Source organism: Streptomyces sp. AV19 (assembly GCF_015999245.1).
Classification (GTDB): domain Bacteria; phylum Actinomycetota; class Actinomycetes; order Streptomycetales; family Streptomycetaceae; genus Streptomyces.
The window spans coordinates 1178648-1195909 of record NZ_JAEAMR010000007.1; the positions used below are offsets into that span (position 1 = coordinate 1178648).

Here is a 17262-nt window from a genome sequence, read left to right on the forward strand (position 1 = left end):
CCCAGCGCTGGAGCGGTTTTGCGGGGTTTCGAGAGGGCGCCCGAACCCCCGAGTTCAAGATCAACAACCCCTCGGGGAGTCAGCTTCGGGCGCCGCGTCACCCTTGTCGATGCATGAAGTACCCCCTCCGACCGGTTATGGTGGAAACCCCCCCTCGGGCCGGTCCGTATCCCCCCCACGGACCGGCCCGTTTTTCTTGGGGCGATGTCACTCTCCGTAGGAATCCGTGCGACTCCGCGCAGGTATCGCGCAGGTATGTCGCCGGTCCGTTCCGGTCCGCTCCGGAACGGGCTAGGACTCGCCCCGGCGCGCCCAGATGTTGACCCCCGCCGTGCTCACCGCGAGGGCGTCGATCCCGTCCAGCTCCTCCTTGGCGAGCCCCGGCCCGCCCAGCGCGGCCACATTGGCCTCCAGCTGGCCCACGCTGGAGGCCCCGATCAGGGCGGAGGTCATGCGCTCGTCCCGCAGCACCCAGGTCAGGGCCAGCTGGGCGAGGGACTGGCCGCGCCGGGCGGCGATCTCGTTCAGCCCGCGCAGCCGGCGGACGACGTCCTCGGTCAGCAGCGCCGGGTCCAGCGACTTGCCCTGGGCGGCGCGCGAGCCCTCCGGGACGCCGTGCAGGTACTTGTCCGTGAGCAGCCCCTGCGCGAGCGGCGCGAAGGCGATGCAGCCCATGCCCTCCTCCTCCAGGGCGTCGAGCAGGGAGTCGTCCTCGATCCAGCGGTTGATCATCGAGTACGAGGGCTGGTGGATCAGCGCCGGGACGCCCATCGCGCGCAGCAGCCGGGCCGCCTCCCGGGTCTGCTCGGCGCCGTAGGACGACACGCCCGCGTACAGCGCCTTGCCCTGCTGGACGGCGGACGCCAGGGCGCCCATCGTCTCCTCCAGCGGCGTGTGGGGGTCGAAGCGGTGCGAGTAGAAGACGTCCACGTAATCGACGCCCATTCGGCCCAGCGACGCGTCGAGGGACGAGAGCAGGTACTTGCGCGAGCCCCACTCCCCGTACGGCCCGGCGTGCATCAGGTAACCGGCCTTCGTGGAGAGCACCAGCTCGTCGCGGTAGGGCCGGAAGTCCTGGGCGAACAGCTTGCCGAAGTTCAGTTCGGCGGAACCGGGCGGCGGGCCGTAGTTGTTGGCCAGATCGAAGTGGGTGACGCCCAGGTCGAAGGCGCGGCGCAGAATGGCGCGCTGGGAGTCGAGGGTGCGGTCGTCCCCGAAGTTGTGCCACAGTCCCAAGGAGACGGCGGGAAGCTTGAGGCCGCTCCGGCCGCTGCGCCGGTACTCCATGGAGTCGTAGCGCGTTTCGGCCGCGTGGTAACGCGAATCGGTCATGTGGCCACTGACTATCACGCTCCGGTGACAGGCCGAGTTGGGTTCCCGCGACACGCTGGCAGTAATGTGGCGCCCTCGGGCGACCGCGATGTGGCGGGGAACCGCAGTGGCATGGAGGGGCTGGAAACGTGAAGTTGCGCGACCTGGTGTACAGGCTCTACGCACGCCGGGTGGAAGGCCGCCTCGACCACGCCCAGGTCCCCAAGCACATCGGCGTCATCCTCGACGGCAACCGCCGCTGGGCCCGCGCCGACGGCCGGACCACCGAGCAGGGCCACCAGGCGGGCGCCGACAAGATCAGCGAACTGCTCGGCTGGTGCCACGAGACGGACGTCGAGGTCGTCACCCTGTGGCTGCTCTCCACCGACAACCTGGACCGGCCCGCCCAGGAGCTCAAGCCGCTCCTCGGCATCATCGAGAACACCGTCCGCGGCCTCGCGGCGGACGGCCGCTGGCGCGTCCACCACGTCGGCCAGCTCGACCTGCTCCCGCCCGAGACGCAGACCGTGCTCAAGGAGGCCGAGCAGGACACCCTCGGCATCGGGGGAATACTGGTCAACGTCGCGGTGGGCTACGGCGGACGGCAGGAAATCGCCGACGCGGTCCGCTCGCTGGTCCTCGAAGCCGCCGAGAACGGCTCGACTTTCGAGGAACTCGCCGAGTGCGTCGACGTCGACCACATCACCAAGCACCTTTACACGCGCGGCCAGCCCGACCCCGACCTGATCATCCGCACCAGCGGCGAACAGCGGTTGTCCGGATTCATGCTCTGGCAGAGCGCGCATTCCGAGTACTACTTCTGCGAGGTTTTCTGGCCGGCCTTCCGCAAGGTCGACTTCCTGCGCGCACTGCGTGATTACGCGGCGCGCCACCGCCGGTACGGCTACTGACGGGTATCGGTCCCGCGGGCCAACGCCCGCACCGCGGTGGGTGATTATGCGGCGCGCACCCGCCCGCGTCGGCCGCCGCGGAGCCGCCCGCGCCCGGCCGCCGCACGGTCCGTCACCGTCCGCTCCCCGCATGTGCGCTGGGCGATTGCCCGGTGCTCCGCGCAGGTCGCGGCGGCCCACCGGCCGCACGGAGATCAATCGTTCACCTGCTCGTCGCATATGCCGTTGCATGGTCAAGCGCTTCGGCGGGAATATCCCCTCCAGGCCGACGGTCGGCCCAATGACCGTCGCTCTGCCAGCGGACGGCATGGGGCCGTCCGCCCGGGAGGCCCTTTGCACAACGGACGAGGCCCACGACGGCCGGGCAGTGCGGCCCGGCCCCCGGGGTCCGACGTGTGCGTGACGTGGCCGCGCCGCCGCGGGCCGGCGGCCGGCGCCCGAAGGGCTCGTCCCCCGGATCTCCCCGCGACCCAGTCGCGTCCACACCTCTCCCCGAGGGGGTTCGTGCACCCGTGGTGACCAGCAAGAAGCGCCGTGAGAACGACCGGCGCACCTATGTCCTCGACACCAGCGTCCTGCTGGCGGATCCAGGCGCGATGTGCCGCTTCGACGAGCACGAGGTCGTGCTGCCCGTCGTCGTGGTCACGGAGTTGGAGGCCAAGAGGCATCACCCGGAGCTCGGTTACTTCGCCCGCAAGGCGCTGCGCCTGCTGGACGAGTACCGGGTGCAGTACGGCCGGCTCGACGCGCCGATCCCGATCGGGGAGCTCGGCGGCAGCCTGCGGGTCGAACTGAACCACTCGGACCCGGGCATACTGCCCGTCGGCTTCCGCCTGGGCGACAACGACTCGCGCATCCTCGCGGTCGCCCGCAACCTGCAGGCCGAGGGCTATGACGTCACCGTGGTCTCCAAGGACCTGCCGCTGCGCATCAAGGCGTCGTCGGTGGGCCTGGCCGCCGAGGAGTACCGGGCCGAGCTGGCCATCACGGACTCCGGCTGGACGGGGATGGCGGAGCTGACCGTCACCGCCGACCAGGTGGACGAACTGTTCGCCGCCGAACGGGCATACGTGCCGGAAGCGGCCGAACTCCCCGTGCACACCGGCCTCGTGCTCCAGTCCCAGCGCGGCAAGGCGCTGGGCCGGGTGGCGGCGGACGGCTCGGTGCGGCTGGTGCGCGGCGACCGGGAGGCGTTCGGCATCCACGGGCGCAGCGCCGAGCAGCGCATCGCGCTGGACCTGCTGCTGGACCCGGAGGTCGGCATCGTCTCGATGGGCGGCCGGGCCGGTACGGGCAAGTCGGCGCTGGCGCTGTGCGCGGGGCTGGAGGCGGTGCTGGAGCGCCGCCAGCACCGCAAGGTGATGGTGTTCCGGCCGCTGTACGCCGTCGGCGGGCAGGAGTTGGGATACCTGCCGGGCAGCGAGGCGGAGAAGATGAGCCCGTGGGCCCAGGCGGTCTTCGACACCCTCTCGGCGGTGACGTCGGCGGAGGTGATCGAGGAGGTCGTCGGGCGCGGGATGCTGGAGGTGCTGCCGCTCACCCATATCCGCGGACGGTCGCTGCACGACGCGTTCGTGATCGTCGACGAGGCCCAGTCGCTGGAACGAAACGTTCTTCTGACCGTTTTGTCGCGGATCGGGGCCAACTCCCGGGTGGTGCTGACCCATGACGTGGCGCAGCGCGACAACCTCCGGGTCGGCCGCTACGACGGGGTGGTCGCCGTCGTGGAGAAGCTGAAGGGGCATCCGCTCTTCTCCCACGTGACGCTGACGCGTTCGGAGCGTTCGCCGATCGCGGCCCTGGTGACCGAACTGCTGGAGGACGGCCGCATCTGACGGGACGCCGACGGCGGAGCGTCGGTGACGGGCGCCGGTGACGGCGCGGCGCGCGGCGAAGCGGGGAGCTTAGCCGCGCGCCTTTGTGCGCCGCCGCATTTTCCGGAAATCCTGTCGGGTAAACGGGATGTGACGTTTCCCACGCAACGGAGAATTGCCTACGGACGTGCGCGTCGGGCAGAGTCTGGGTCCTGTCAGGCCCCGCATACGGCACTTGCCCCCCAGGGGGCGTGCGGTACCACCAACTCCACAGCGCCGCCGTATGCCGCCCGCGTATCGTGCGGACCTCCTTCCACGGGGGCCCCGCCCGGGCCCGTGCCTCCGGTGACCGGCCGGTCCCGCTTCCGCGGGTCCGGAGCAAGCGGAGGCCAGCGCAAGGGGCGCGATCGCGTCCGCGAGGTCACCTTGCGCGGGCGATGCTGGAAGGAAAGCGTGTGAGCCGGATCTCCGTCCGGGGATTCGCCGTGGCCTCCGCCACCGCGGTCACCACCGTCGGCGCCGTCGTGGGCGTCGCCCAGGGCGACGAACAGGGCAAGACGAACCACGGGGTCGAGGCGGCCGCCGCCGACACGACGCTCCTCGCGGACATCCCCTCCGGGGAGAACGTTCAGGTCCAGACCGCCTCGCTGACCCAGCAGGCGGACACGCAGACCGGCGTGGCCCAGACCGCCGCCAAGAAGCAGGCCGAGGAGGCCGCGCGCCAGCAGGCCGCCGAGGACGCCACCGCCAAGAAGGAAGCGGTGGAGGAGGCGAAGAAGAAGGAGGCCGAGGAGGAGGCCAGGAAGAAGGCCGAGAAGGAGCGCGAGGAGAAGGCGGAGATCGCCAGCCGCTCGGCCGCCCGCGCCGACGCCGACTTCCCCGTCAAGGGCTCGTACTCCGTCGCCGAGCTCCAGGCCATGGCCCGGCAGATCGTGCCGGCCGACCAGTTCCAGTGCTTCAGCAACATCGTGAACAACGAGAGCAGCTGGGACTACACCGCGACCAACGCCTCCTCCGGTGCCTATGGTCTCGTCCAGGCGCTCCCCGGCACGAAGATGTCCTCGGCGGGCGCCGACTGGCGCACCAACCCGGCCACCCAGATCAAGTGGGGCCTCAGCTATATGAACGAGCGCTACCAGAGCCCCTGCGGCGCCTGGTCGTTCTGGCAGGCCAACAACTGGTACTGAGGCACTTCCGCGCACCGCGGAAGCCGTCGCGCAAGCCATCGCGAAACCCCCGACTCAACCGGTCGGGGGTTTTCGTGTGTCTACCCCCGGTGAAACCTTTCGACCTCGAACGTCCTGACCCGGGTACGGTTCATCGAGGACGACCGCGGGGGCAGTGGGGGTAGAGGAAGAGAAATGTCCAGATTGCCACATTGGCTCGGCAACGTGGGGTCGGGCCTGACACGGCTCTCCCGGCGGCTCGAGGAGCGCAAGGCCCGAGCCGAGGCGGAGGAGGCCCTGCCCGACTGGGCGCGGCCGGCCCCCGGCGAGGACGCCGTGCCCGTACCGCAGCCGGCGGCCCGCCGGGACGAGCCCGAGGAGACGGTCCCCCCGGCGGACCCGCCGTCCGACGCGGCCGCAGCGCCCGTACCCCCGCAGGTGCCCCCGCGCCCCGACCCGGCGTCCGCCGTCCCGTGGGGTGTGCGGGTCGCGGCCGAGGCGGGCTGGCGGCTGCTGGTGCTGGCCGGAGTGCTGTGGGTGCTGATGCGCGTCATCAGCGCGGTGCAGCTGGTGGTGCTCGCGTTCGTCGCGGGCCTGCTGATCACGGCGCTGCTCCAGCCGACCGTCGCCGCGCTCAGGCGGCGGGGCGTGCACCAGGCTCTGGCCACGGCCATGACGTTCATCTCCGGCTTCGTGGTCATGGGGCTGGTCGGCTGGTTCGTCGTCTGGCAGGTGATGGACAACGCCGAGGACCTGACCGAGCAGCTCCAGAACGGTCTGCGCGATCTGAAGGACTGGCTGCGCACCAGCCCGTTCCACGTCACCCAGAAGCAGATCGACAACATCACGACGAACCTCAGCGACGCCCTGGGCTCCAACACCAAGGAGATCACCTCCGCCGGCATAGAGGGCGTCCAGGTGATCATCGAGACGCTGACCGGCATCGTGCTGGCGATGTTCACCACGCTCTTCCTGCTCTACGACGGGCCGAGGATCTGGCGCTGGACGCTCAAGCTGGTGCCCGGCGCGGCGCGCGAGGGCGTCGCGGGCGCGGGGCCGCGCGCGTGGGCGACCCTCACCGCCTATGTGCGCGGCACGGTGATAGTGGCGATGATCGACGCGATCTGCATCGGCGTCGGGCTGTATTTCCTCAAGGTGCCGATGGCCGTGCCGCTGGCCGTCTTCATCTTCCTCTTCGCGTTCATCCCGCTCGTCGGTGCGGTGATCTCCGGAGCGCTGGCCGTGGTGGTCGCCCTGGTGACCCAGGGGCCGTTCACCGCCGCGATGGCGCTGGCGGTCGTGCTCGCCGTGCAGCAGATCGAGGGGCACGTGCTCCAGCCGTTCATCCTCGGCCGGGCGGTGCGCGTCCACCCGCTGGCGGTCGTCCTGTCGGTCGCGGCGGGAGGGCTGGTCGCGGGGATCGGCGGCGCGGTCGTCGCGGTGCCGCTGGTGGCGGTCACCAACACGGTGGTCGGGTACCTGCGGGCGTACGGCCGGGGCGAGGTTCCCGGGGAGAAACTGGTCTGACGTCTCATACGACGACGGCCCGCCGACCATCAGGTCGGCGGGCCGTCGTCGTATGAGACGCGGGTGGCCGGATCAGCCGGCCAGCACGGCCTCGGCTTCGAGGGTCGCGCCGACCGCCTGCAGCACCGAGGCGATCTTGAAGGCTTCCTGGATCGTCTCGCGGTCCACGCCGGCCTTGCGGAGCACCTGCTCGTGCGAGTCGAGGCACATGCCGCAGCCGTTGATGGCCGAGACGGCCAGGGACCACAGCTCGAAGTCGACCTTCTCCACGCCCGGGTTGCCGATGACGTTCATCCGCAGACCCGCGCGCATCGTGCCGTACTCCGGGTCCGACAGCAGGTGCCGGGTGCGGTAGTAGACGTTGTTCATCGCCATGATCGCGGCGGCCGCCTTGGCGGCGGTGTACGCCTCGGGCGAGAGGTTCGCCTTCGCCTCGGGCTCCAGCTCGCGCAGCACGATCGGCGAGCGGGTCGCGATCGCGCAGGAGAGGACGGTGCCCCACAGCTGCTGCTGCGGCAGGTCGGAGTTGCCGATGACCGAGCCCAGGTTGAGCTTCAGGTCCTTGGCGTAGTCCGGTATCGCGGACTTCAGTTCATCGAGGGCCATGGTGAGTCAGCTCACTCGCCCGCGAGAAGCTTGACCGCGTCGAGGGTGTCCTCGCCCTTGGTCCAGTTGCAGGGGCACAGCTCGTCGGTCTGCAGGGCGTCGAGGACCCGCAGGACCTCCTTGGGGTTACGGCCGACGGAGCCGGCGGTCACCATGACGAACTGGATCTCGTTGTTCGGGTCCACGACGAACACGGCACGCTGGGCGTAGCCGTCCTCGCCCTCGACGCCGCAGGCGCGCATGAGCTCGTGCTTGGCGTCGGCCAGCATCGGGAAGGGCAGGTCGCGCAGGTCCTTGTGGTCCTTGCGCCAGGCGTGGTGGACGAACTCGGAGTCGCCGGAGACGCCGAGGATCTGGGCGTCACGGTCGGCGAACTCGTCGTTCAGCTTGCCGAACGCGGCGATCTCGGTCGGGCAGACGAAGGTGAAGTCCTTCGGCCAGAAGAAGACGACCTTCCACTTGCCCTCGTAGGTCTTGTGGTCGATCTGCGCGAAGGCCTTGTCCGCGTCGAGGTCCACACAGGCGGTCAGGTCGAACTCGGGGAACTTGTCACCGACAGTGAGCACGCGCTCTCCTCACAGCGAAGAAAGTCCCTGTTCGTGGACTTTCTGGGGGGTTGGACTGGCAACAGCCTGCCACAGGGGCGATTGATAACGGAAATAGCTAGACTGAGTGGTGTTGATTGGTGGTGTTTATCGATGGGAACGTCCATAGCAGCGGAAGGGCCTGTTCCGGAGCCCGCGGCCCCGCGAACGGGTGGCCTGAAATCGCCTTCCCCGAGGCCGCGGCAGCCCAGTCTGGCGCAGCTGAGGGCCTTCGCGGCCGTCGCCGAGCACCTGCACTTCCGGGACGCGGCCGCCGCGATCTCCATGAGCCAGCCCGCCCTCTCGGGGGCGGTGGCCGCACTGGAGGAGTCGCTGGGGATTCAGCTCTTCGAGCGTACGACGCGGAAGGTGCTGCTCAGCCCCGCGGGTGAACGGCTCGCGGCCCGCGCCCGGACGGTGCTCGACGCGGTCGGCACGTTCATGGAGGAGGCCGAGGCGGCGCGGGCGCCCTTCACCGGCGTCCTGCGGCTCGGCGTGATCCCCACGGTGGCGCCCTACCTGCTGCCCGCCGTGCTCCGCCTCGTCCACGACTCCTACCCCGACCTCGAACTCCAGGTCCACGAGGAGCAGACGTTCTCCCTGCTGGACGGGATCACCTCGGGGCGGCTCGACCTGCTGCTGCTCGCGGTGCCGGCGGGAGCGCCCGGGCTGGTCGAACTGCCGCTGTTCGACGAGGACTTCGTCCTCGTCACCCCGCGCGACCACGCCCTCGCGGGCCGCGCCGACCTGCCGCGCGGCGTGCTGCGCGAACTCGACCTGCTGCTCCTGGACGAGGGCCACTGCCTCCGCGACCAGGCACTGGACGTCTGCCGCGAGGCCGGCCGCGCCTCCGGCGGCCCGGTGACGACGAGCGCGGCGGGCCTGTCGACACTGGTCCAACTGGTCGGCGGCGGCCTGGGCGTGACGCTGCTGCCGGACACGGCCGTCGACGTCGAGGCCACCCGCAGCGCGGGCCTGGCCACGGCCCGCTTCGCTTCGCCCGCGCCCTCGCGCCGCATCGCCCTGGCGATGCGCTCGGGGGCGGCGCGGCAGGGCGAGTTCGAGGAGCTGGCGGAGGCGCTGCGCTCGGCGCTGAGGGGGTTGCCGGTGCGGATCGTGCGGTGACGGGTCAGCCGGCAGGCTTGAGGCGCAGGAGGATGTCCACGGAGAGCTTGACTTCGGCTCCGATGGAGAGCGGGAGAGTGAAGGTGCTCCCCGGGGCGTGAACGGTGTGTTCGTATTCGCCATTGTGCGGGTCGGTCAGGACGTGGACGCGCTGGTGTTTGCGGTCGACGATGACGTAGACGGGGATGCCGGCCTCGGCGTACAAAGCGACCTTGGTCCGCAGGTCCGTCCGGTAGTTGGACGAGGTGACCTCTAGGACCATGCGGAAGACGGCCGGGTCGTAGGAGTTGTACTCGATCAAGTGGTCCTGGTAGTCCGCGTCGACCACGGAGAGATCGGGGATCGCATAGTCGTCCTCGCCCGATGGAAGCCACAGGCCCAGGGCCTGGATCACCCTGGATTCCCCGCCGTGTACTCCGGCGGCGATGAGGGGAAGCATGACATCTGTCAGGGATTCCCCGTGCGGGCCGTCTGCGGGTGGTGTCACGATGACCTGTCCCCCAAGGATCTCGACACGGTGGCCCGGGAACTTCTCGGAGATCTCCTCGGCCATGGCGAGGAGCGGGCGCTGACCCCAGGCGTGGTGCTTCTCTACTGCTGCTGCGGACATGGAGTGCCTCCTGGCGTCCGGTGTCGAGACCATCATCGTAGGTCGGTCCGCCCCTTCCCCGCCGTGCGCATGCACCTTCACCCACGCGTGGGTTCGGGCGCAGGTACAGGCCCGGCCCTTCTCACCTCGCGTGGTAAGAGCAGCCGGGCCTTTCACCGCGCCCTACTCCGTCCGCAGCCCCTCCGGCCGCATCATCCTCACCAGCGGCGGCAGGCTCGCCACGGTGACGGCCAGGATGACGCCGGCGCCCGCGCCGACCATCGGCCAGAACGACCACCAGTCCTTCACGTGCCCGTTCACCACCTCGAGCATGGTCCAGCCCAGCGCCAGGCCGCCGCCGACCGCGACGGCCATGCCCAGCAGCACCGGGACCGTGGTCTGCCAGAACACCGACCAGGCCAGGGTGCGCCGGCGGGTGCCGTACGCGACCAGGACGGCCAGCAGCCGCCTGCGCTCCCGCAGTTGTTCCAGCGAGGCGACGAGCATCGTCGTACCGATCAGGGCCAGCGTGCCCACCGCGCCGGTCAGCAGGCCCCGCTCGATGACGGCGTAGTTCTCGTCCTTCTGCACACCGCCGAGCCGCCAGACCCGTACCGCCGGGTCGACGTGGGCCAGCGTGTTGCGGACCCGCTCGATGGCGTCCGGGTCGCCCGGAGCGGTCTTGATGGTCAGCCGCGTCCTGATGTTCGGGATGGCCCCGGCGTCCAGGACGGACGGGGTGACCAGGAGGCCGTCGTGGTGCTCGCCCGCCGGGTCGGCGTGCGTGCGCACCGTGCGTGCCGAGGACGGGATCGTCCAGCGGTACGTGTGGGACTTCTTCTCCGCGGTGTCGTACGGGGTCACGACGATCCGGGTGCCGGGGACGAAGGACTTCTGATGGTTGTCCGCGTCGGACCGGCCGAGGAAGACGTCGCCGTCCTCGCACGAGCCCAGCTCGGCCAGTTCGCGCAGGCTGGCGCAGTCGGCGACGGTGACCGAGCTGACCTTGTCCGGGTCCCCCTCCTTCTCGATGTAGCTGTCCGCGTAGCCGACCGCCGCCCGGACGCCCTCGGTCGCCCGCACCCGCTGGGCGTAACCGTGCGCCTCCGACGCCGACTTGAGCGTGTACGACGCCTGGAGCTGGGAGTGCGAGGGGATGTCCTCCGGCTCCTTCTCGTAGTTGCCCCGCACGCCGGCGAAGAGCATCTGCACGGCGATCGCCCCCGCCACGGCCACGGCCACGCCGCTGACCGCACGGGCCGCCGGGCCGCTGTGCAACTGGAGCCGCCGGACGGCCAGTTGCCAGGGCAGCGGGCCGCCGCGGAAGCGGGCGACGCACACCTCGACCAGCCAGGGCAGCAGCGCCGTGACACCGATCAGCAGCAGCACGGCGCCGGCGGCCACCCGGTAGGTGGTGAGCGGGTCGCCGTACATCTCGGGCGTCCGCCCGGTCATCGGGAACAGCAGTCCCACGCCCGCCGCCGGGACCAGCAGCCGCCACCACAGGCGGCGCCGGCGCGGCACCGCGTTGCGCACCACGCCCAGCGGCTCGATGGCGACGCCGCGCAGCGCGAACAGCGTCACCACGACCGCGCACGCCGGAACGGCCAGGAGGATCAGCGCGGTCAGGGCGGGGGAGGGGACGATGTCCGAGGGGAAGACGCTGACGTCGCGGATGACCAAATCCCGCGCGTTCTCCCGCAGGAGCAGGAAGAGCACGGCGCCGACGCCCAGTCCGATCGCCGAGCCGCCCAGCGCCTCGCCCGCCGCGATCCGGCGGATCATCCCGAGGTCCGCGCCCAGCAGCCGCAGCGCCGCCAGCCGGCGGTCGCGGCGCTCGCCGCCGAAGCGGACGGACGTGGCGATGAAGACGCCCACCGGCGTCAGCAGCACCACGCACACCATGATGGTCAGGACGATGAGCACCGGATCCATCGGAATGTCCGGCTCCGCGTAGCCGAACCGGTCGATGCGCTTGGCACCCGTCGCCGGGGAGACGCGGTCGCTGCCCGCGTAGTAGTAGAGCTCGCTGGGGCCGATGAGACCGGAGTCGGCGATGGTGCCGATCTTCCGGTAGGCCGAGAAGCGGTCGCGCAGCAGCCTGCCGTCGTCGGAGGCCAGCAGCCGGTCGAGCGCGGGGGAGACCACGAACTCGCCCGTGCGCGGCATCCGTTCCACACCCGGCGGCACCGGGGCGTCCGGTCCGTCGGGGCGCAGCAGCCCGCCGGTGATGGGCCGGTCGCGGAAGTCGGAATCGACCTCCTGGTAGAGCAGCGTCCCGCTGCCGCGCGGCGCGTCCTTCTCCGTCTGGTTGCGGAACTCCCCGGTGACGCCGACCGAACGGGCGGTCCCGCGCTCGTGCCGCTTCTCCATCATCGACGGCACCGACGCCGCGATCATCAGCAGGGCGACGCCGAGCCCGACGCCGGTCGCGGTCAGCGCGGTGCGCACCCAGCCCTCGCGGCCGCCGGAGACCGCGTAACGGGCGCCGAGGAGGAGATCGCGCAGCCAGGCGGCGGGGCCGGTGGGACCGGTGGGGTACGGATGAAGGACGCTGCGTTCTTCCTTCACGTTCGCGTCCGTCACAGGACGCCCGCCATGTCCCTCGCCCGGCCGTCGCGGACGATGACCTCCCGGTCCGAGTACGCGGCGACCCGCGCCTCGTGGGTGACCAGGACGACCGCCGCGTGGGTCTCCCGCGCGGCCTCGGTCAGCAGCTGCATCACGCGCTCGCCGTTGAGCGAGTCCAGGGCGCCGGTCGGCTCGTCGGCGAAGACCACGCGCGGGGAGGTGACCAGGGCGCGGGCCACGGCGACGCGCTGGCCCTGGCCGCCGGAGATCTGACCGGGCCGGTGGTGCCGGACGTCGGCCACCTCCAGCCGCTCCAGCCAGTGCAGCGCCTTGGCCTCGGCCTCCTTGCGCTTGAGGCCGGTCAGCCGCAGCGGCAGGGCCGCGTTCTCCAGGCACGTCAGCTCCGGGACGAGCTGGCCGAACTGGAAGATGAAGCCGAACTCGCCGCGCCGCAGCGCGCTGCGCTCGGCGTCCGACATGTCCGACAGCGAGCGGCCGTCGTAGGTCACCCGGCCCTCGTCCGGCGGCACGATGCCGGCCAGGCAGTGCAGCAGGGTCGACTTGCCGGAGCCCGAGGGGCCCATCACGGCGACGACCTCGCCCGGGTGGATCGAGAAGTCCGCGCCGTCGAGGGCGCGCGTCGGACCGTAGGACTTGTGCAGCCCCACGCCGCTCAGCAGGGAACCGACGGGTATCACGCGCCCACCGCCTTCGCGAGCTGGTCCAGCCGGGCGGCGGTCAGTTCCAGCCACCGCAGATCGGCTTCAAGGTGGAAGAGCGCGTGGTCGCAGATGAGCTGGTCCGCCAGGTCGCCGTTGCGCTTGCGCTCGGTCAGCCCGCGCATCAGCCGCAGGTGCTCGGACCGCTGCGCGTCCAGCAGGCCGGCCGCGCTGCGCCCGGTCAGCAGGGCGAGGACGACCTTGGTGTAGAGGGTCGACTGGAGGTACGGCTCCGGCTTCTCGGGCCGCGCGAGCCACTTGGCGACGTCGGTGACCCCGGCGTCGGTGATGGCGTAGCGCTTGCGGTCCGGGCCGTCGCCGGGCTCTATGCCCTCGACCTCGACGAGGCCGTTCTTCAGCAGCCGCGACATGGTCGAGTAGACCTGGCCGTAGTGGAGCGGGCGGTCCTGCCCGAAGTGCTCGTCGAAGGTCTTCTTGAGGTCGTAGCCGTGGCGCGGGCCGGACTCCAGCAGGCCGAGCAGCGTGTGTCCGATTGACATGCCGGGGACTGTACACGACGCGTATACACGCGATGTATAGAGGGGGTGCGTAGCTGGCCGAAAGAGGCTTTGCCCTGATCTATTCCTATCCGTCCGACTTGGTTGGTCGGCCCGGGCGGCGGATCGCGCCCACGTCCCTCGGCAGCCGCCCGGCCTCGGCGAGCGCCTTGCGCAGCAGGAACTCGATCTGCGCGTTGGCGCTGCGCAGTTCCTCGCCGGCCCAGCGGGAGAGCGCGTCGTGGACCAGCGGATCGAGCCGCAGCAGCACCTGCTTGCGCTGCCGCGGCCGTCCTTGCGGTGAGATGTCCTCTGTCACTGGTACAGGGTGCCGGTGTTGAGGACGGGCTGTGCGGCCCGGTCACCGCACAGCACCACCATCAGATTGCTCACCATGGCCGCCTTCCGCTCCTCGTCCAGCTCGACGATGCCCTGCTCGCTGATGCGGTCCAGGGCCTGCTCGACCATGCCCACCGCACCCTCGACGATCATCTGCCGCGCGGCCACGATCGCGCCCGCCTGCTGGCGCTGGAGCATCGCCGAGGCGATCTCGGGCGCGTAGGCGAGGTGCGTGAAGCGCGACTCGACGATGCGCACGCCGGCCGCCTCGACCCGGGCGTGCAGCTCGATCGCCAGCTTCTCGGTGATCTCCTCGGCGTTGCCGCGCAGCGACAGCGCGTTCTCGTCGTGCGCGTCGTAGGGGTACTCGATGGCGATGTGCCGCACGGCCGCCTCGGTCTGGACGGCGACGAACTCCTGGAAGTCCTCCACCGCGAACACCGCCTGCGCCGTGTCCTCGACCTGCCAGACGACGACCGCGGCCAGCTCGATCGGGTTGCCGTAGGCGTCGTTCACCTTCAGTACGGCCGTCTCGTGGTTGCGCACGCGGGTGGAGACGCCGTTGCGGCTGGTGAACGGGTTGATCCAGCGCAGCCCTTCGGTGCGGATCGTGCCCCGGTAGCGGCCGAAGAGCTGGACGACCTTCGCCTCGCCGGGCGCGATGGTGTTCAGCCCCGACATCGCGACGATCGAGGAGAGGGCGACGAGGACGCCGCCGGCGATGAGCGCGGCGGCGACCCCGGACTGCCCGCTGCCGTTGGCCACCCGGATCCCGAACACGACGACCCCAATGCCGATCAGCAGCCCCACCAGCCCCAGGAGCAGGGCGAGTCCGCCGCCGATGTCCTTGGCGGGGACCTCACGGATGGGTGGCTTGCGGGTACTTGCTGCGGTGTTGTCGTGCGTCGCGGACATGGCGGCCCCCTGAGTGGATGATGATCTTGGGCTGGTCTAGCAAACTGATATCACTTTACCGCCCTGTACGGTTTCCCGCATCGCCGCCGCACCCGGGTTCCGCCCCCCGGGGGTGCTATATGTCACGTGCGCCAAACCCTTGATCGATGGGCCTTTGGTCACACTTGCGGTGTTAGCTTCGTGAGCTGGGTTGGGGGCGGACAGACTGGAGCTACGGGAGAGATGGGCCGAGCGGAAGAACGACGGGCGCAGAAGAAGGGCAGTCCCGCCCGCAGCGCCAGAGGCAAGAAGCCCAAGAAGGCCGGTATACGTCGGTTCTTCACCTGGAAGAAGCTGCTCGCCTACTTCTTCGGGCTCATAGCCCTGGGGGTCGGGGCCTTCGTCGCGCTGTACATCTACGTGGACGTCCCGAAGGACGGCAAGTACGCCGCCAGGGCGCAGGCCACCGTCTACAAGCTCGAGGACGGCACGGTCATCAAGCGGGACGGCGCGTTCAACCGCGAGGAGGTCACGTTCTCGAAGATCCCGAAGACCGTCCAGAACGCGGTCGTCGCGGCCGAGAACAAGGACTTCTGGGACGACTCCGGCGTCGACCTCATGGGCACCTCGCGAGGCATCCTCAACACGGTGATGGGCCGCGGCAAGCAGGGTGGTTCGACGATCACCCAGCAATACGTGAAGAACTACTACTTGGACCAGCGTCAGACCATCAGCCGCAAGGTGACCGAGCTCATCATCTCGCTGAAGCTCAAGAACGAGATGTCCAAGGAGGAAATCCTTGCGGGCTACCTCAACACCAGCTACTTCGGCCGCAACGCCTATGGCATCCAGGCCGCGTCCAACGCGTACTTCCACAAGGATGTCGGCAAGCTGAACACCGAGGAAGCCGCCTACCTTGCCGCGCTGCTCCAGGCACCCAGCCAGTACGACGTGGTGACGGGCACGGACACCGGCAAGAAGATGGCGAAGGAGCGCTGGGCCTATGTTCTCGACAAGGAGGTCGAGAAGGGCTGGCTGTCCAAGGCCGACCGCAGGAAGATGAACTTCCCCAAGGTGGGCAAGGTCAAGCCTGACGCGTCGCTCAAGGGCCAGAACGGCTACATCTACGAACTGGCCAAGGTCCAGGCCGAAGAGGCCATCAAGCAGTCCGGTGGCAACATCGGCGGCGGTGGTTACACCATCACCCTCAGCATCGACCGCAAGCGCCAGGCCGCTCTGGAGAAGGCGGTCGACTCCGAGCTGTGGAGCAACCTCGACCCGCAGACCCGCAAGGTCGACAAGGCCGTTCAGCCCGGCGCCGTCTCGGTGGACCCGAAGACCGGCAAGATCGTCGCGATGTACGGCGGCAAGGGCCAGCTCCAGAACCGCTGGACGAACAACGCCACCCGCGAGGACTACCAGCCGGGTTCGACCTTCAAGCCGTTCATCTACGCCTCCGCCCTGTCGAACGAGTCGAAGACCCAGGACGGCAAGCCGATCAACGCCAACACCATCTACAACGGCGACAGCGAGCACCAGATCACGGGCCCCGGGGCCAACGGCTACGCTCCCGAGAATGAGGACAAGACCAGCTACGGTCCGGTTTCCGTCGAGTTCGGGATGCAGAAGTCGATCAACCCGGTCTTCGCGCAGATGGCCGTGGACGTCGGTCTGGAGAAGGTCAAGGACACCGCCGTCGGCCTCGGTATGAACGGTAAGGCGAGCGACTTCGGTGCCCATCCCGCCATGGCGCTCGGCTCCATGGCGCAGAGCCCGCTGCACATGGCCGCCGCCTACGCCACGCTGAACAACCACGGCAAGAAGGTCACGCCGAGCATCATCAAGTCCATCAGCCGGAACGGCACGGACATCGACCTGCCGAAGTCGTCCGGCAGTGAAGAGGTCATCAGCCGCGATGCCGCCGACGGCGTCACCGCTGTCCTGCAGAGCGTGGTCGAGAGCGACGACGGTACGGCCAAGAAGGTCCGCAACTCGCGCTTCGAGGTGGCTGGCAAGACGGGTACCTCCGAGGAGGACAAGTCGGCCTGGTTCACGGCCTACACGCCCGATCTGACCACCGTCGTCGCCGTGTACGGCGAAGGCGACGGCGGCAAGCACGTGCCGCTCTACGGCGCGGGCGGCAACTCCCGCATCGGCGGCAGCAGTTACCCGGCCGACATCTGGGCCGCGTACATGGACGAGGCGCTCGGCGACGACGCCACCGCCAAGTTCGACCTGGAGACGGACAACGGCGCCGCCACGCAGGCCCCGCCGCCCCCCGCCACCACGGCCCCCCCGGCGACCACGCAGCCTCCGTCGACGCCCCCGGCGACCACGCCGCCGCCGGCCACGACGCCCCCGGCGACGAAGACGCCCCCGGCGACCAAGACCCCGCCGCACACGCCTCCGCCGACGCACACGCAGAAGCCGCCCAAGCCCCCGAAGCCGCCGACGGACCCGCCGGCCACGAACACCCGGAAGCCCAACCCGCCGGACACCAACGGCGGTCCGAACGGGAATGACGACGGGCTCCACCTCAACGGGCTGAGCCCGAGCCCGTCGCCCTAGCGGGACGCACATGACGAAGCGGCCGCCGCACTCCACGAGGA

The 17262-nt window shown here is 70.0% G+C and carries 15 protein-coding genes; 6 read left to right on the top strand and 9 right to left on the bottom strand.

The features are described from left to right. Positions 1-291 precede the first annotated feature (291 nt). On the bottom strand, positions 292-1332 hold the full coding sequence (gene mgrA, locus I5Q34_RS15030; protein WP_199892677.1) for an L-glyceraldehyde 3-phosphate reductase: 1041 nt from the start codon (positions 1330-1332) through the stop codon (positions 292-294). A 128-nt stretch (positions 1333-1460) separates the two neighbouring features. On the opposite strand from mgrA, the gene I5Q34_RS15035 reads away from it, so the two are divergent. The 4 genes from I5Q34_RS15035 to I5Q34_RS15050 all read left to right on the top strand — a co-directional run bounded on the left by I5Q34_RS15035 (position 1461) and on the right by I5Q34_RS15050 (position 6729). Continuing rightward, on the top strand, positions 1461-2222 hold the full coding sequence (locus I5Q34_RS15035) for an isoprenyl transferase (protein WP_199892678.1): 762 nt from the start codon (positions 1461-1463) through the stop codon (positions 2220-2222). Between the two features lie 512 nt (positions 2223-2734). Next, positions 2735-4057, top strand: a complete 1323-nt coding sequence (locus I5Q34_RS15040) for a PhoH family protein (RefSeq protein ID WP_199892679.1) — start codon at positions 2735-2737, stop codon at positions 4055-4057. Positions 4058-4491: 434 nt separating this feature from the next. Then, positions 4492-5223, top strand: a complete 732-nt coding sequence (locus I5Q34_RS15045) for a transglycosylase SLT domain-containing protein (protein WP_199892680.1) — start codon at positions 4492-4494, stop codon at positions 5221-5223. Between the two features lie 174 nt (positions 5224-5397). Continuing rightward, positions 5398-6729: an AI-2E family transporter gene (locus I5Q34_RS15050; protein ID WP_199892681.1), complete on the top strand. Its 1332-nt coding sequence runs from the start codon at positions 5398-5400 to the stop codon at positions 6727-6729. A 72-nt stretch (positions 6730-6801) separates the two neighbouring features. Here the strand turns inward: I5Q34_RS15050 and I5Q34_RS15055 are convergent, their stop codons facing one another. Both I5Q34_RS15055 and I5Q34_RS15060 read right to left on the bottom strand, forming a co-directional pair. Next, positions 6802-7335 (bottom strand): alkyl hydroperoxide reductase, encoded by a 534-nt coding sequence (locus I5Q34_RS15055; RefSeq protein ID WP_199892682.1) that lies wholly within the window; start codon positions 7333-7335, stop codon positions 6802-6804. 11 nt (positions 7336-7346) lie between these two features. Next, positions 7347-7901 carry a peroxiredoxin gene (locus tag I5Q34_RS15060; protein WP_199892683.1) on the bottom strand — a complete coding sequence of 185 codons (555 nt, stop codon included), beginning with the start codon at positions 7899-7901 and terminating at the stop codon, positions 7347-7349. A 132-nt stretch (positions 7902-8033) separates the two neighbouring features. On the opposite strand from I5Q34_RS15060, the gene I5Q34_RS15065 reads away from it, so the two are divergent. Beyond that, positions 8034-9044: a LysR substrate-binding domain-containing protein gene (locus I5Q34_RS15065; protein WP_199892684.1), complete on the top strand. Its 1011-nt coding sequence runs from the start codon at positions 8034-8036 to the stop codon at positions 9042-9044. 4 nt (positions 9045-9048) lie between these two features. On the opposite strand, the gene I5Q34_RS15070 is transcribed toward I5Q34_RS15065, so the two are convergent. From I5Q34_RS15070 to I5Q34_RS15095, 6 genes are all read right to left on the bottom strand, one after another. After that, complete coding sequence (locus tag I5Q34_RS15070) at positions 9049-9654, bottom strand: Uma2 family endonuclease (protein ID WP_199892685.1); 606 nt, start codon at positions 9652-9654, stop codon at positions 9049-9051. 162 nt (positions 9655-9816) lie between these two features. Beyond that, positions 9817-12204, bottom strand: coding sequence for an ABC transporter permease (locus I5Q34_RS15075; protein ID WP_199892686.1), 2388 nt, complete (start codon positions 12202-12204; stop codon positions 9817-9819). An 11-nt stretch (positions 12205-12215) separates the two neighbouring features. Further along, entirely contained in the window at positions 12216-12902 is a 687-nt protein-coding gene (locus I5Q34_RS15080) for an ABC transporter ATP-binding protein (RefSeq protein ID WP_199892687.1), read from the bottom strand. Continuing rightward, the gene (locus I5Q34_RS15085; protein WP_199892688.1) at positions 12899-13423 is read right to left on the bottom strand and encodes a PadR family transcriptional regulator; all 525 of its coding nucleotides are present in this window, start codon (positions 13421-13423) and stop codon (positions 12899-12901) included. Before I5Q34_RS15085 ends, I5Q34_RS15080 begins: the two co-directional genes overlap by 4 nt. Before the next feature lie 85 nt (positions 13424-13508). Further along, positions 13509-13739: a hypothetical protein gene (locus I5Q34_RS15090; protein WP_199892689.1), complete on the bottom strand. Its 231-nt coding sequence runs from the start codon at positions 13737-13739 to the stop codon at positions 13509-13511. Then, positions 13736-14674, bottom strand: coding sequence for an SPFH domain-containing protein (locus I5Q34_RS15095; protein ID WP_199892690.1), 939 nt, complete (start codon positions 14672-14674; stop codon positions 13736-13738). Before I5Q34_RS15095 ends, I5Q34_RS15090 begins: the two co-directional genes overlap by 4 nt. A gap of 222 nt (positions 14675-14896) precedes the next feature. Between I5Q34_RS15095 and I5Q34_RS15100 the strand changes: the two genes are divergently transcribed. Beyond that, the gene (locus tag I5Q34_RS15100; protein ID WP_199892691.1) at positions 14897-17221 is read left to right on the top strand and encodes a transglycosylase domain-containing protein; all 2325 of its coding nucleotides are present in this window, start codon (positions 14897-14899) and stop codon (positions 17219-17221) included. Positions 17222-17262: the final 41 nt, after the last annotated feature.